Origin of the sequence: Methylobacterium sp. yr668 (genome assembly GCF_900116245.1) — a bacterium.
In the GTDB taxonomy this organism is placed as follows: domain Bacteria; phylum Pseudomonadota; class Alphaproteobacteria; order Rhizobiales; family Beijerinckiaceae; genus Methylobacterium.
Genome location: NZ_FOZY01000022.1, coordinates 40,955 through 54,541 on the forward strand (window position 1 = coordinate 40,955; position 13,587 = coordinate 54,541).

12 protein-coding genes are annotated in these 13,587 nt (G+C 72.7%); 4 read left to right on the forward strand and 8 right to left on the reverse strand.

Annotation, left to right across the window (positions count from 1 at the left end; all coding sequences use genetic code 11):
- Nucleotides 1-6: 6 nt before the first annotated feature.
- On the reverse strand, nucleotides 7-456 hold the full coding sequence (locus BM419_RS22745) for an Lrp/AsnC family transcriptional regulator (RefSeq protein ID WP_020091060.1): 450 nt from the start codon (nucleotides 454-456) through the stop codon (nucleotides 7-9).
- 147 nt (nucleotides 457-603) lie between these two features.
- Here BM419_RS22745 and alr point away from each other — a divergent pair, with 147 nt between their 5' ends.
- The 3 genes from alr (at nucleotide 604) to BM419_RS22760 (ending at nucleotide 3,575) form a co-directional block, all read left to right on the forward strand.
- Nucleotides 604-1,737, forward strand: coding sequence for an alanine racemase (gene alr / locus BM419_RS22750; protein WP_091927757.1), 1,134 nt, complete (start codon nucleotides 604-606; stop codon nucleotides 1,735-1,737).
- Nucleotides 1,738-1,745: 8 nt separating this feature from the next.
- Nucleotides 1,746-3,005, forward strand: a complete 1,260-nt coding sequence (locus tag BM419_RS22755; RefSeq protein ID WP_091927758.1) for a D-amino acid dehydrogenase — start codon at nucleotides 1,746-1,748, stop codon at nucleotides 3,003-3,005.
- A 342-nt stretch (nucleotides 3,006-3,347) separates the two neighbouring features.
- Nucleotides 3,348-3,575 (forward strand): hypothetical protein, encoded by a 228-nt coding sequence (locus tag BM419_RS22760; protein WP_091927759.1) that lies wholly within the window; start codon nucleotides 3,348-3,350, stop codon nucleotides 3,573-3,575.
- 133 nt (nucleotides 3,576-3,708) lie between these two features.
- On the opposite strand, the gene BM419_RS22765 is transcribed toward BM419_RS22760, so the two are convergent.
- The 7 genes from BM419_RS22765 to BM419_RS22795 all read right to left on the reverse strand — a co-directional run bounded on the left by BM419_RS22765 (nucleotide 3,709) and on the right by BM419_RS22795 (nucleotide 12,963).
- Nucleotides 3,709-4,794, reverse strand: coding sequence for a protein-glutamate methylesterase/protein-glutamine glutaminase (locus tag BM419_RS22765; protein ID WP_091927760.1), 1,086 nt, complete (start codon nucleotides 4,792-4,794; stop codon nucleotides 3,709-3,711).
- The gene (locus tag BM419_RS22770) at nucleotides 4,791-5,639 is read right to left on the reverse strand and encodes a CheR family methyltransferase (protein ID WP_091927761.1); all 849 of its coding nucleotides are present in this window, start codon (nucleotides 5,637-5,639) and stop codon (nucleotides 4,791-4,793) included. Before BM419_RS22770 ends, BM419_RS22765 begins: the two co-directional genes overlap by 4 nt.
- 13 nt (nucleotides 5,640-5,652) lie before the next feature.
- Nucleotides 5,653-6,126, reverse strand: a complete 474-nt coding sequence (locus BM419_RS22775) for a chemotaxis protein CheW (protein WP_091927762.1) — start codon at nucleotides 6,124-6,126, stop codon at nucleotides 5,653-5,655.
- A 128-nt stretch (nucleotides 6,127-6,254) separates the two neighbouring features.
- A complete protein-coding gene (locus BM419_RS22780) occupies nucleotides 6,255-8,447 on the reverse strand; it encodes a HAMP domain-containing methyl-accepting chemotaxis protein (protein WP_091927763.1) in 2,193 nt (730 codons plus the stop codon).
- Nucleotides 8,448-8,499: 52 nt separating this feature from the next.
- Complete coding sequence (locus BM419_RS22785; RefSeq protein ID WP_091675922.1) at nucleotides 8,500-9,009, reverse strand: chemotaxis protein CheW; 510 nt, start codon at nucleotides 9,007-9,009, stop codon at nucleotides 8,500-8,502.
- The gene (locus tag BM419_RS22790; RefSeq protein WP_091927764.1) at nucleotides 9,009-11,096 is read right to left on the reverse strand and encodes a chemotaxis protein CheA; all 2,088 of its coding nucleotides are present in this window, start codon (nucleotides 11,094-11,096) and stop codon (nucleotides 9,009-9,011) included. Before BM419_RS22790 ends, BM419_RS22785 begins: the two co-directional genes overlap by 1 nt.
- A 619-nt stretch (nucleotides 11,097-11,715) precedes the next feature.
- Nucleotides 11,716-12,963 carry a methyl-accepting chemotaxis protein gene (locus tag BM419_RS22795; RefSeq protein WP_091927765.1) on the reverse strand — a complete coding sequence of 416 codons (1,248 nt, stop codon included), beginning with the start codon at nucleotides 12,961-12,963 and terminating at the stop codon, nucleotides 11,716-11,718.
- A 319-nt stretch (nucleotides 12,964-13,282) separates the two neighbouring features.
- On the opposite strand from BM419_RS22795, the gene BM419_RS22800 reads away from it, so the two are divergent.
- Nucleotides 13,283-13,564 carry an STAS domain-containing protein gene (locus BM419_RS22800; protein WP_091927766.1) on the forward strand — a complete coding sequence of 94 codons (282 nt, stop codon included), beginning with the start codon at nucleotides 13,283-13,285 and terminating at the stop codon, nucleotides 13,562-13,564.
- The last annotated feature ends 23 nt before the right edge of the window (nucleotides 13,565-13,587 follow it).

The window sequence follows — 13,587 nt, forward strand, 5'->3', positions numbered from 1 at the left end:
CTTCCTTCAGAGCGGCCGGCCGGCGGCCACGACGGTCCGGATCGCGAAGCTCGATTGCAGCCGGGCGACCCCCGGCAGCCGCGACAGGACATCCTTGTGCAGCCGCTCGTAGTCGGCCGCGTCGATCACCTTGAGCTTCACGAGGTAATCGGCCGTCCCGGTCATCAGATAGCAGTCCTGCACCTCGGGACAGCGCCGGACGGCCGCCTCGAACCGGTTGAGATAGTCCTCGGTCTGGCGGTCCAGGGTGAACTGCGTGAGGACCACGAGGCCCGGCCCGTCGACCGCGCCGCCGATCAGCGCGGTGTAGCCCCGGATGATTCCGGATTCCTCCAGCAGCCGCACGCGGCGATGGCAGGCGGACGCCGACAGGCCGACCGCCGCGGCGAGATCCGCGTTGCTGATCCGGCCGTCGCCGCGCAGGGCCTGGATGATGCGGCGGTCGATCGCGTCCACGCGCGCCTCGCAGGATCTTCGAACTGGCCGCAGATATTTCCACGGCCAAGCTCGAAACTCAAATCTCTTCGACAGGATGCACGCTCGTTCGACGATCCTTCGTGTAGCCTTTTGGCACTGCATCCGAGCGCCGTTCCGAGGGCCGCCATGAGCATGATCGACCGCGAGCTCCGGCCCGATGCGGGCCCGGCCGGGACGGCCTCCGCCCTCCTCACGATCGATCTCGCGGCCATCGCGGAGAATTACCGCCTGCTCGCCGCGCGAGCCGGGACGGCCGCCTGCGCGGCCGTCGTCAAGGCGGACGCCTACGGCCTCGGCGCCGACCGGGTCGCGCCGGTCCTGGCCGCCGCGGGCTGCCGGCACTTCTTCGTCGCCCAGGTCGGCGAGGGCGTCGCCCTCCGATCCATCGTCGGGCCCGGGGCGGCGATCGCCGTGCTCAACGGCGCCGCCCCGGGCAGCGAGGCGACCTGCGCGGACCACGACCTCGTGCCCGTCCTCAACGACCTGTCCCAGCTCGGCGGCTGGCAGGGCCTGGCCCGGCGGCGCGCGCGGCGCCTGCCGGCGATCCTCCAGATCGACACCGGCATGGCCCGCTTCGGCTTCGCGCCGGAGGAGGTCGGCGCGCTGCTCGACGACCCGGACGCGCTTGAGGGCCTCGACCTGCGGCTGGTGATGAGCCACCTCGCCTGCGCGGGCGAGCCCGACAGCCCGGTCAACGCGGCGCAGCGCGCCGTCTTCCGGGCGGTCCGGCGGCGCCTGCCGACGGTGCCGGCGAGCCTCGCGGCCTCGTCGGGGATCTTCCTCGGTCGGGACTTCCACTTCGACCTCGTGCGCCCCGGCGCCGCCCTCTACGGGATCGCCCCGCAGGAGGGTGCGGAGAACCCGATGCGGCCGGTGATCGGGCTGCGGGCCCGAGTGATGCAGACGCGCGGCGTCCCGGCGGGGACGCCGGTCGGCTACGGGCACGCGGCCCGAGTCGACAGGGACAGCCGCCTTGCCACGGTCGCGATCGGCTACGCGGACGGGTTCTTCCGCAGCACGGCGGGCGGCGCGGCGTGGTTCGGCGGCGCCCGGCTGCCCGTGGTCGGGCGCGTCTCGATGGACAGCCTCGTCCTCGACGTCACCGACGTGGCGCCCGGCACCCTCGGGCCGGGGGCGCTCGTCGACATCGTCGGGCCGGAGCGCGACGTCGACGCCGTCGCCGCGGCGGCCGGCACGATCGGCTACGAGGTCCTGACCAGCCTCGGCCACCGCTTCCACCGCATCTATCTCGGAGCCTGAGGCCCGCCATGCACGTCCTCATCCTCGGCGGCGGCGTCGTCGGCGTCACCTCGGCCTACTATCTCGCCCGGGCCGGCCATCAGGTCACCGTGCTGGAGCGCCAGCCGGGCTCCGGCCTGGAGACCAGCTTCGCCAATGCCGGGCAGGTCTCGCCGGGCTACTCGGCCCCCTGGGCGGCGCCCGGGATCCCCGTGAAGGCGCTCAAGTGGCTGATGATGCGGCACCGCCCCCTGGTGCTGTGGCCGCGGCTCGAGCCCCGCCTCTACGCATGGCTCACGCGCATGCTCGCGAACTGCACCGAGGAGGCCTACCAGCGGAACAAGGGCCGCATGGTCCGGCTCGCCGAGTACAGCCGCGACGCGCTGCGCGACCTGCGCACCGAGACCGGCATCGCCTACGATCACCGGGAGAAGGGCACGCTCCAGCTCTTCCGGACGCAGAAGCAGCTCGACCATGTCGGCGACGACACCCGCGTCCTCGACGCCTACGGCGTGCCCTACACGGTGCTGGACCCGGCCGGCTGCGTCAGTGCCGAGCCGGCGCTCGCCGCCGTGCGCGACGTCTTCGTCGGCGGCCTGCGGCTGCCGGGCGACGAGACCGGCGACGCGCACCTGTTCACGCAGCGCCTCGCCGCGATCTGCGAGGGCCTCGGCGTCACCTTCCGCTACCGCACGGCGATCGCGCACCTGCACCACGCCGGGGACCGGGTGACGGCGGTCGAGACCGCCGACGGCGACCTCCTGCGGGCGGATGCCTACGTGGCGGCGCTGGGCAGCTACACGCCGGCCCTGCTGCGCCCCCTCGGGATCGCCCTGCCGGTCTACCCGGTGAAGGGCTACTCGCTCACGCTCCCCATCACCGATCCGGCGGCCGCGCCGGTCTCGACGGTGATGGACGAGACCTACAAGGTCGCGATCACCCGGCTCGGCGACCGCATCCGCGTCGGCGGCACCGCCGAGCTCGCCGGCTTCAGCAGCGCCCTGCGCCTGCCGCGCCGCGAGACCCTCGCGCGCTCGGTGCAGGACCTGTTCCCGGCCGGCGGCGACCTCGACCGAGCCGCGTTCTGGACCGGCCTGCGGCCGATGACGCCGGACGGCACGCCGATCGTCGGGGGCACGCGGGTCGGGAACCTGTTCACCAACACCGGACACGGCACGCTGGGCTGGACGATGGCCTGCGGATCGGGCCGCCTGCTCGCCGACCTCGTGTCCGGACGGGCCCCCGAGATCGCGAGCGACGATCTGGCCCTCGACCGCTACGCCGCGTGAGCCGGCCGGCCGGATCGGCCCTGACCGGTCCGACTCCCCGCCGCCCGGTCACTGAACCGCCGTCGCGCTGCGCAGCGCGTGCCGTGGCGCACCAGCACAACTCTGCCCGGTATCGCCCCGAACGCGATCCGACCGTGCGTTGAGAAAGACTCCGGGAATCGTGGCGAGTCGCCGTCACCACCGGGCACAATCATTCATTATTCAACGCGATGCGACCACTGGTTGATTACATGACGTTCATGACGTGCGGATTCGCATGATCGTCGGATAACTTCCGACAGGCCCGGCAACCCTTCGCAGCGTGTCGAGTTGAGGACCTGAACGAACCATCCGGGTGCGCAGATGAGTTTCATCGTCGTACAGGGCCAGGACGATCACGAGCAGGCAGATGCCGTTCTCCGGGGCGTCGCCGACGGGCTGGCCCGCCTGTTCCGCGTGCCCGATCACCCGCCCGGCGTGCAGGAGCTGCTGGATCCGGGACGCAGGAACAGGGTCCCCACCCTGAACAGATCACGCAGCGCAGCGCGCGGCGCGGCGGAAGCAAGAAGCTTCCTCGAGGCCGGTCGGTGAAGACGGGTACCGGCCGGACGCGGCGCGCAGCGGACCAGCCGTCCAGCCGCACGCGAGGGCGCCGGGCGGTCGCCGAGGCGCAGCCCGGGCAACGCGACCAGTCCTGAACCCGGCCCCGGCGCCCGCCCCGGCCTCAGCGCGCCGCGGGCAGGCCGAAGCGCCGGATCTCCAGGTGCATCTGCTCCAGCGGCAGGATCTTGGCGGCCGCACCGCGGTCGATCGCCTCCTTGGGCATCCCGAACACGACGCAGCTCGCCTCGTCCTGGGCGACCGTCTGCGCCCCGGCGCGACGCATCTCCAGCAGGCCGTTGGCGCCGTCGTCGCCCATGCCGGTCAGCAGGATGCCGAGCGCGTTCGCGGCCGCGGCCCGGGCGGCCGACCGGAACAGGACGTCGACCGACGGGCGGTGGCGCGCGACGAGGGGACCGTCCTTCACCGACACCGTGTAGCTGCCGCCCCGGCGCTCGACCATGAGGTGCCGCCCGCCCGGGGCGATCAGGGCACGGCCCCGCACCACGGGATCGCCGTCCTCCGCCTCCTTGACGGCGATCGCGCAGAGGCCGTTCAGCCGCTTGGCGAACGCCGCCGTGAAATGCTCCGGCATGTGCTGCACGATGACGAGACCGGGGGACTCGGCGGGCAGCACCTCGAGCACGTCGCGCAGCGCCTCCGTGCCGCCCGTCGACGCGCCGATGCAGACGATCCGGTCGGTCCCGGCCACGACGCGCCCGGGCACGGGCGGCGGCAGGACGACGTCGGCCGAGAGCTTCGCCTCCACCAGCGGCCGGGACGGCCGGCTCCCGCGCAGCTTGGCCCGGGCGGCGGCCCGGACCGCGTCGCAGACCCGGACCGTGGATTCGAGCAGGAACTGGCGGGTGTCGACGCGCGGTTTCGGCAGCACGTCGACGGCGCCCGCCTCCAGCACCTCGAACAGGATCCGGGACCCGGCCTCGGTCAGGGTCGAGCAGACGATCACCGGGAGCGGCTTCTGCGCCATGATCTTGCGCAGGAAGGTCAGGCCGTCCATGCGCGGCATCTCGAGATCGAGGATGATGACGTCCGGGATCTCCTCCTGGATGCGGCGCGCCGCGATGAACGGATCGGCGGCGGTGCCCAGGATCTCGATGTCGGGCGCCGTCCCCAGGATGCTGCACAGCGTCTGGCGGACGGAGGCCGAGTCGTCGACGATCAGGACGCGGATCGGTCTGGACGCGCTCACCGGCCGGATTCCCGCAGCTTGCCGAAGACGGTCGAGGAGATCTGGTCGAGGCCGGCCACGCCGACGCCCGCCATGGATTCGGAATGGCCGACGATCAGGTAGCCGCCGGGGCGCAGGTGCCCGGCCAGGCGCGCGACCACCGCCTTCTGGGTCGGCTTGTCGAAGTAGATCAGCACGTTGCGGCAGAAGATGAGGTCGACGTCCCGGTCGATCGGGTAGGTCTCGTCCATCAGGTTGAGCCGCTGGAACCGCACCCGGGCGCGCAGCTCCGGCACGATCCGCCCCTCGCGCCGGGCCGGATCGCGCGCGACCATCACGTAGCGGCGGCGCAGGTCCGGCGGCACGGCGTCGAGCATCTCGGCCGGGTAGATCGCCGTCCGGGCACGGTCGAGCACCTCCGAGGAGATGTCGGTCCCAAGGATGGCGTAGCGGAACCGGTCGGCGGCCATGTCGTGCAGGACCATCGCCAGCGTGTAGGCCTCGGCACCGGTCGAGGCCGCCGCGCTCCAGACCTTGAGCAGCGGCCGGTCGCCCCGCGCCGCCAGCCGCGGCACGATCGTCTCGCGCAGCAGGTCGAAATGCGCGGGCTCGCGGAAGAAGTCGGTCTTGTTCGTCGTCACGCAGTCGACGAGGTGCGGGAACTCGTCCGCGAGGTGGCCGGCCTCGAACAGGTGGCGGCCGTAGGCCTCCAGGGTCGGGAGATCGAGGGCGCGCATGCGCTTGCGCAGCCGCCCCTCGACCATGGTGCGCTTGGCCGGCGGGAGCTGGATGCCGGCATGCTGCTGGACGAGGTCGGCGACCGAGCGGAAGTGCCGGTCGCTCAGGTGACCCGGATCGGCCTCCATGGTGGCGGATCCTTCAGGCGGCCTGCGGGGTCGCGACCAGGGCCGGGCCGTCGCCGTCCATGAGCGCGACGAGGTCGAACACCACCACGAAGGCCTCGCCCCGGCGGCCGATCCCCGCGATGTAGCGGGCGTTCCAGCGCCCGCCGACCTCGGGCGCCGCCTCCATCTCGGCCCGGTCGAGCTCGGTCACCTCGATCACCCGGTCGGCCACGAACCCGACCCGCAGCGGCCGGCCGGGCATCGGCACGTTGAGCAGGATGATCCGGGTGGCCGGCGTGCGCGCCACCGGCGGCAGTCCGAGCTTGGTCCGCAGGTCCACCACCGGGTAGCTCTGCCCGCGCACGTCGATCATGCCGAGCAGGAAGGCCGGCGCCTGCGGAAGCGCGGCCGGGACCCGGTAGTCGAGGATCTCGTGGACGTGCTCGACGTCGATCCCGAAGGTCTCGGCCCCGAGGCCGAGGGTCAGGTACTGCCACACACTGGACATGCAGGATCTCCGGCTGGAGCGCGGCGCGCGACGGCGGCTCGCGACGGCGGCTGACGACGGCGGCTGACGACGGCGGCGGGATCCGCGCGGGCACGGGCACCGCGCGGATCCGGGCCTCGGGCGAGGTGTCAGGCGACCCGGGTGAAGGCGGCGTCCTGCGCGTCGCCCTCGCCCATGTCGAGGGCGAAGCCGCCGCCCCCGGCCGGGCCGCGCGCGCCCGCCCGCTTCGGGCTCGGGGAGCGGATCGCCGCCGAGGGCGTGCCCATCCGCGCCGCGGTCGCGCGCAGCCGCGTCACCGCCTGGTCGACACCGGCCACCGGCGCGGCCGCCTCGGTGATCCGGAAGTAGGCGATCGTCGCCTGCAGCTTCTCGGCCTGGGTGGCCAGCTCCTCGGAGGTGGCCGAGACCTGCTCGGAGGCGCTGGCGTTCTGCTGGGTCACCTTGTCGAGCTGCTGGATCGCCTGGTTGATCTGGCCCGAGCCGACATCCTGCTCGCGGCAGGCGGCGGTGATCTCCTCGACCAGGCTGGCGGTCTTCTTGATGTCGGGCACGAGCTTGCCGAGCATGTCGCCGGCCTGCTGGGCGGCCTTGACGGTGTCGGACGAGAGCGTGCCGATCTCGGCCGCGGCCGCCTGGCTGCGCTCGGCGAGCTTGCGCACCTCGCTGGCGACCACCGCGAACCCGCGACCGTGCTCACCGGCCCGGGCCGCCTCCACGGCGGCGTTGAGCGCCAGCAGGTCGGTCTGGCGGGCGATCTCCTGCACGATGGTGATCTTCTGGGCGATGGTCTGCATGGCCTCGACGGCGCGGCCGACGGCGATGCCGCTCGCCTCGGCGTCCTGGGCCGATTGCCGGGCGATCGTCTCGGTCTGGCTGGCGTTCTCGGCGTTCTGCTTCACGTTGGCGGCCATCTCCTCCATGGAGGCCGAGGCTTCCTCGGTCGACGAGGCCTGCTCGGTCGAACCCTGCGACAGCTGCTCGGCCGAGGCCGAGAGCTCCTGGGACCCCGCCGAGACGTTGCCGGCCGCCGCGGTCGCCTCGGCCACGACGGTGCGCAGCTTCGACAGCATGGTCTGCAGGGCGAGGCCCATCGTGTCCTTGTCGGAGAGCGGCCGGGCCTCCACGGTGAGGTCGCCCTGGGCGATCGCGTTGGCGAGCGCCGCGGTCGCGTTCAGGTTCTCGGTCATGCGGCCCATGGCGTCGACGAGGTCGCCGAGCTCGTCGTTGGTCGTGACCGTCGCGGTCTGGCTCAGGTCGCCCATCGACACCGCGTCGGCCAGCGAGACGGCACGGCCGAGGCCGCGGGAGATCGACAGCGCGAGCCAGGTCGCGATGCCGAGGCCCATGAGGAGCGCGGCCGCCGCCACGCTCAGCAGGATCGTCTGACCCTGGGCGGATTCCGCGTTGGCCTGGGCCGCGGCGTCGTCCATGAACCGCTTCTGCCGATCCGCCAGCGCCTCGAACGCGTTGATCGCCGTCGTGCTCACCGTCGCGTACTCGCCCGAGGCGACTTCTGCCGCCTTCACCGAGCTGCCGATCTCGACGAGGGCGAGCGCCCGCTGGAAGGAGGACGCCCAGGTCCCGAACCGCTCGCGGACGGCCGTCACGGCGATTCCCGCCGCCTGGGACGCCGCCGCGAGCTCGTCCACCGACCGGTTGATCTCCTCGCGCGACTGCTTGGCGAGGGCCACGCGCTGCTGGAGCGCCTCGACGCTCGTGGTCCCGGTGGCCGAGGTCAGCTGCCCCCAGGCCCGCTCGACCCGGCTCTTGAACACCGCGGCGACCCGGGCGAGCCGCTCTCCGGCGGGGCTCTGGGCGTCGGTCGCCGTGTTGATCAGGGCGTCGAGGTCCGTGCGCAGGGCGGCCAGCGCCGGGCGACCCGCCGCATTGATCTCGGCCCAGGTCTTCCCGTTGGAATTGTCGCGGGTCAGCTCCAGAGCCCGGTTCCCCAGCGCGTTCTGCTTCTCGTACTTGGCCGACAGGTCCTCGTAGAGCCTCCTGCCCTCGTCGGTCATGAGCAGAGTCTTCACCTTGGCCAGGGACGCCATGGCGTCACCGTGGTTGGTCGCCGAGCGCTTGGCGAACTCCGTCATCTGCGTCTCGTCCGGGCTGATCAGGGCTCCGCGGACGTTGAACGCGCTGCGGATGGCGTGCGCCTTGCCCTCGAGGACCTGCTTCTGGATCTCGGCGCGGCTCAGGACGTACTTCATCGTCGCGTCGGCGGCCGTGAGCCTCTGGTAGCCGACCCCGCTGGCCGTCCCCAGGAGAACGAGGATCGCGCCGAAGCCGACCCCGAGCTTGGCCTTGATCGAGAAACGCATCGCCCTTTACCCCTACGCAAACACGAGATTCTGACAGGACTTCGGAAAGACTTCAGTCGAGGATCTGCTCGAGCTCGGGGACGATGATGAATTCGTCCCCCGCCTTGACGATCGAGCGGATGTACTCCGGGCGCCAGGTCGTGCCGACGGGCGGCACCGCCTCGCACTGCGCCGGATCGACCTCCGTGACCGCGAACACCTTGTCGGCCACCAGCGCGACGACCACGGGGTCGCCCGCCACCGCCACCTCCAGGACGAGGAAGCGCGTGTCCGGGCTCGCCGACGCCGCCGGCATCCCGAACCGCTCGCGGATGTCGGCCAGAGGCACGACGTTGCCGCGCACGTTCACGATCCGATCGATATGCGGGCGCGCCCCCGCCACCCGCGTCGCCGGGATCGGATCGATGATCTCGCGCACCATCCCGGCCTCCAGCGCGAAGCTCTCCGAACCGATCCGGAACATCACCACCTGCTGGCCGCCCTGCCGACCGTCCCGCTGGCCGCCGTCGGCGGCCGCCTGCGGGCCGGGCTCGACGACTCCGCGCGCCACGCCGCCGCTCATCACGCCACCTCCTGGTACTCGCGCACGCCCTCGGCGCGCCCGCCGCTCACGAGGCGGCCGACATCGATGATCAGCGCGGCCGTGCCGTCACCCAGGATCGTCGCCCCGGAGAAGGTCGCCACGTCCGCGTGCAGCTTCGACAGCGACTTGATCACGGTCTGGTGGTTGCCGATGATCTGGTCCGCCACCAGGCCGACCCGCGCCTCACCGGCGGCCACCACGATCACCTTCTGGTGCAGGTCCGGCTCGCCCGCGGCCCCGAACAGGCTGCGCAGCCGCAGGAACGGCACCAGCGCGCCGCGGATGTTGAGGAAGTCCCGCCCGCGGCCGCCGCGCTCGCTGGCGGGCAGCTCGACGCATTCCTCCACCGCGGCCAGGGGGATGACGTAGCGTCCCTCCCCCACCCGGATCAGCAGCCCCTCGATGATCGCCAGCGTCAGCGGCAGGCGCAGCGCCACGCAGGTGCCGCCGCCCGGCTCGGTCGCGATGTCGATCGTGCCGCGCAGGCTCTCGATCGTCTTCTTGACGACGTCCATGCCGACCCCGCGCCCCGACAGGGCCGAGATCTCCTGCGCGGTCGAGAAGCCCGGCGCGAACAGGAACTGGTAGATCTGCTGGTCGGTGAGCACCGCGCCCGGCGCGCACAGGCCCTTCTCCTCGGCCTTGGCGCGGATGCGGGCCGCGTCGAGCCCGGCGCCGTCGTCGCGCACGCTCACCAGCACCTGCGCGCCGACATGCTCGGCGGTGAGCGTGATCCGCCCGGTGGCGGCCTTGCCGCCGGCCGCGCGGCGCTCGGGCGCCTCGATGCCGTGGTCGATCGCGTTGCGGATCAGGTGGACGAGCGGGTCGGCCAGGCGCTCGATCACGGTCTTGTCGAGCTCGGTCTCCTCGCCGGCGGTGACGAACTCGACCGGCTTGCCGAGATCGCGCGAGAGGTCGTGGACGAGGCGGCGGAAGCGGCCGAACAGGGCGCCGATGGCGACCATGCGGATGCTCATCGTGGTGTCGCGCAGCCGCGCGGACAGGCGCTCGATCTCCTCGGCGATGGCCTTGAGGCCGGGATCGGCATGCAGGCCGGCGAGCTGGCTGAGCCGCGCCTGGGCGATGACCAGCTCGCCGACCCGGTCCATCAGCTCGTCGAGCCGCTCGGCCTCGACCCGGACACTGCTGGCCGGCCGCTCCTCGGCCCGCCGGGCCGGGACGCGCTCGGCGGCCCGGGCCGCGGGCTCGACCGCCCCCGGCCCGGCCGGTCCGGTCTCGCCGGACCCGCGGGCGGCGAGATCGGCAGCCGGAACCGCGCCGGACGGCAGCCCCGACGACGGCCTCGACGGCGGCGGTGCGGCCTCGGCCGGCTCGGGCGCGGCGCCCGGTGGCGCGGCCGAGACCGGGACGAGCGTCAGGGTCATCTCGTCCCGGACGAACAGGAAGACGTCCTCGATCGCCTCGCGGGGCACGGCCGCGCGCAGCGTGACGTCCCAGCCGATGGCGAGGCTCTCTGGGTCGAGGGCCGGCAGCTCGGGCAGCGCGTCGAGGCGCGGCACGATCGTGCAGGCGCCGAGGTCGCGCAGCTCGTCGAGGAGCGCCAGGGGATTGGTCCCGTTGCGGAGGATCTCGGGCGCGAACGCGATGCCGATCTGCCAGCCACCCTCCCCCGCCGCAGCGGGCTCGGCGGCCGGCTCCGGGAGGAGCGCGGACGGGGCGGCCGGGCGGGACGCGGCGCCGAGCAGCTGCTCGAGTTCGGCCAGGATGGCCTCGCCGATGATCGGGGCGCTCGCCTCGGGCTCCTCGATGAGGCCGCGGATGTAGTCCTTGGCCGAGAGGGAGACGTTGACGAGGTCGCGGCCGACCGGGACCTCGCCGCGCCGGACGCGGTCGAAGGCGGTCTCGAAATCGTGGGTGAAGGCGGCGACCTGCTCGAAGCCGAACATGGCGCCAGAGCCCTTGATGGTGTGCAGGGCCCGGAAGGCCGTGTCGATCAGGGCCCGGTCCTCGGGCCGGTCGCCGAGGTCGAGCAGCGTCGTCTCCAGGCGGGCGAGCAGCTCGGCGGCCTCGGCGCGGAAGATCTCCGCGGGATCGAGAGCAGTCATGGGACGAACGGACCCCCGGACACAGAACGCAGATACAGAACCAACCGCCCGATCCTGAGCGCGAACGGACGCGCCGATACCGGAGACCGGCCGCGTCTTTCGCGATCAAGCAGTCGAACAGACTGTCCCGGCGCGCGGCGACCGCGCGGTGACGGGACACGACGCGAAGCCGCCGCCTGACTTCGTGGGTTGTATATAATCGGACCAGAAATTTTCGGTTAACGAACAGATTTGAATCCTGAACAGGAAGTATATCCACATCGGTTTCGAAGAATTTGATTGTCGGATACTGCGATCGTGTGAGACGCGGATCACAGGATCTCGGGCGCGCGGTGCGGCACGGCTCCGGCCATCACGGCGCGTCGACGAACGTCGATGGACTCAGTCGGACGTGGACGGACGCGGACGGGCGTGGACGAACATCGACGTCCACCGGCGCGCAGCCGCGCGGATGCGGGCCGCGGCAGGTCCCTGCGGGCGGCGCGCGGATCGCGACGGGACTGGAGCCGGGAACGGGGCCGGTCGCGGCCGGTCCGGCGCGGGAAGGCCCGGCCGCGGCGCGACCGCCGACCGGGCCCGAACGGGCTGCCCTCGGCGCGCGCCGGCGCGGCGGGCGCGCTCAGAACAGGTCGATGCCGTCCAGATCGTCGGCGGCGGCGTCGGCCGGCGTCTCGGAGGCCGGAGCCCCCCCGAGCAGGCGCTCGGTCAGGCGCGCGCGAACCTCCCCCAGGGTGCAGCCGGCGATCGCCGCCGCGATCCAGGCCGGATCGGCCGCGGCATCCGGCGCCGCGACGCGGTCCGCGCTGTGGTCGGCGAGCCGCCCGAGTTCCGCGCCGGCCGAGCGCAGCAGGCCCTCGACGTTCTGGATGCGCTGCTTGGCCCGGTCCTGGAACTGCATCGCCACGATCGCCGCCGACACGTCCTGCGTGATGGCCTGCGTGGTCTCGGCGGTCTGCTGCAGGATGCCCGCGACCTGCGCGTTCTGCTCGACCAGCGCCCGCATCACCATGCGGACGCGCGTCTCGGCGGTCCGGCTCTCCTCGGACATGTCGATCGCCGCGATGTCGCCCAGCAGGGCATGGCTGCCGCGCAGGCCGGCCGCCATGGTGCCGATCTGCTGCTTGATCACGTCCGACAGGGCGTTGATCGTCGTGGCGAGGCCGCGCACCTCGTCGGCGACCACCGCGAAGGCCGCGCCGCTGGCGCCGGCCCGGGCCGCCTCGATCTTGGCGTTCAGGGCGAGCAGGTTGGTCTGACGGTTGATCCGCTCGATCTGCGCGACGCTCCCCTCGACCGACGACAGGCCCTCGAGCACCCCGGCCAGACCCTGCGCGAGGGTCGACCCGCGGGACGACATCAGGGTGATCCGCTCGATCAGGGCGGTGAGCGTCTCGCCGAGGCCGGCGGCGACGTCGCCGAGCTGCAGGGTCCGGTCGTCGATCCGGACGGTCTGGACCGAGGCGACGAGCCCCCGGACGATCTCCGACTGCTCGCAGGTCGTGGCGGCGATGCTCTGGAAGCGGTTGGACAGGCCGTGGACGTTGGCCTCCACGTCGGTGGAGACGATCCCGAGTTCGGCGACGAGGGCGTCGAGCAGCGTCCGCTGCTGCGCCGAGAGGCCGAGCCAGGCCTGGAGCAGGTCGGCCGCCTGCGCGGCGGGCGCCGGCTCGGCCACGATCGCGGCGGGTAGCGGCGCGGGCTCGCTGGACGACGCGGCCGCCTCCGGGAGCGGCGCGGCCGGGATCGCCGCGCCCGATCCGCGCCGGTCATCGAGCCCCACCTCGGACCCCACCTCGGGCCGCATCCCGGGCCGGCGGAACCGGTCCGGGACCTGCCTGAGGATGTCGTGGGCGACTTGGAAGGCCATCGGCGGGCGGGTCTCTCGGCGTCGTCCGACGCGCGCGGGTCATGCAACAATCCCACGGTCGGCACCCGACCGAGGCTAAGGAACGCCGTTGAAGAAAGCGTTATCGCCCGGCCGATGGCCGCAACGGCCGGCACAGATCACAGTATTAGCCAATCAACACTGTCCGAGGCCGGGCAGACCTCCGTCCTGTGCTGCGTCTGCGGCCGCGTCGGCCGTCCGCGATTGGCCGAACCTTCAGGAAGAATTTACCCGCCGCGGTGTTGACTCGGGCGCGGCGGCGCGTCGCCCCGCACATCCGTCTTCGAGGTCACGAACCCGCATGTCCGAGGCTCCAGTCCTCACGCTCGGTCCCGACTGCACCATCCGGACCGTCCGGGCGCTGCAGGACACGCTGGCGGCGGCGCTCGCCGGCGGGGCGCGCCTCACCCTCGACTGCGCGGCGGTCGAGCGCGCGGACGTCACCTTCGTCCAGGTCGTGCTCGCGGCCGACCGGACGGCGCGGGGTCGGGCCGCCGGGATCGCGCTGGTCAACGTCCCCCCGGCGGTCGAGAGCGCGTTCCGGCGCGCCGCGATCGAACACCCCAGCGCGCCGCTCCTCTAGGCGCGCGTCAGGCACAAGAACGG

Bases quoted from the DNA above. Each gene is read 5' to 3' on its own strand.
- alr (WP_091927757.1), top strand. From the start codon at position 604: ATGAGCATGATCGACCGCGAGCTCCGGCCCGATGCGGGCCCGGCCGGG.
- BM419_RS22785 (WP_091675922.1), bottom strand. From the start codon at position 9,009: ATGAGCGGCGGCGTGGCGCGCGGAGTCGTCGAGCCCGGCCCGCAGGCG.
- BM419_RS22790 (WP_091927764.1), bottom strand. From the start codon at position 11,096: ATGACTGCTCTCGATCCCGCGGAGATCTTCCGCGCCGAGGCCGCCGAG.
- BM419_RS22760 (WP_091927759.1), top strand. From the start codon at position 3,348: ATGAGTTTCATCGTCGTACAGGGCCAGGACGATCACGAGCAGGCAGAT.
- BM419_RS22795 (WP_091927765.1), bottom strand. From the start codon at position 12,963: ATGGCCTTCCAAGTCGCCCACGACATCCTCAGGCAGGTCCCGGACCGG.
- BM419_RS22780 (WP_091927763.1), bottom strand. From the start codon at position 8,447: ATGCGTTTCTCGATCAAGGCCAAGCTCGGGGTCGGCTTCGGCGCGATC.
- BM419_RS22770 (WP_091927761.1), bottom strand. From the start codon at position 5,639: ATGGAGGCCGATCCGGGTCACCTGAGCGACCGGCACTTCCGCTCGGTC.
- BM419_RS22755 (WP_091927758.1), top strand. From the start codon at position 1,746: ATGCACGTCCTCATCCTCGGCGGCGGCGTCGTCGGCGTCACCTCGGCC.
- BM419_RS22800 (WP_091927766.1), top strand. From the start codon at position 13,283: ATGTCCGAGGCTCCAGTCCTCACGCTCGGTCCCGACTGCACCATCCGG.
- BM419_RS22775 (WP_091927762.1), bottom strand. From the start codon at position 6,126: ATGTCCAGTGTGTGGCAGTACCTGACCCTCGGCCTCGGGGCCGAGACC.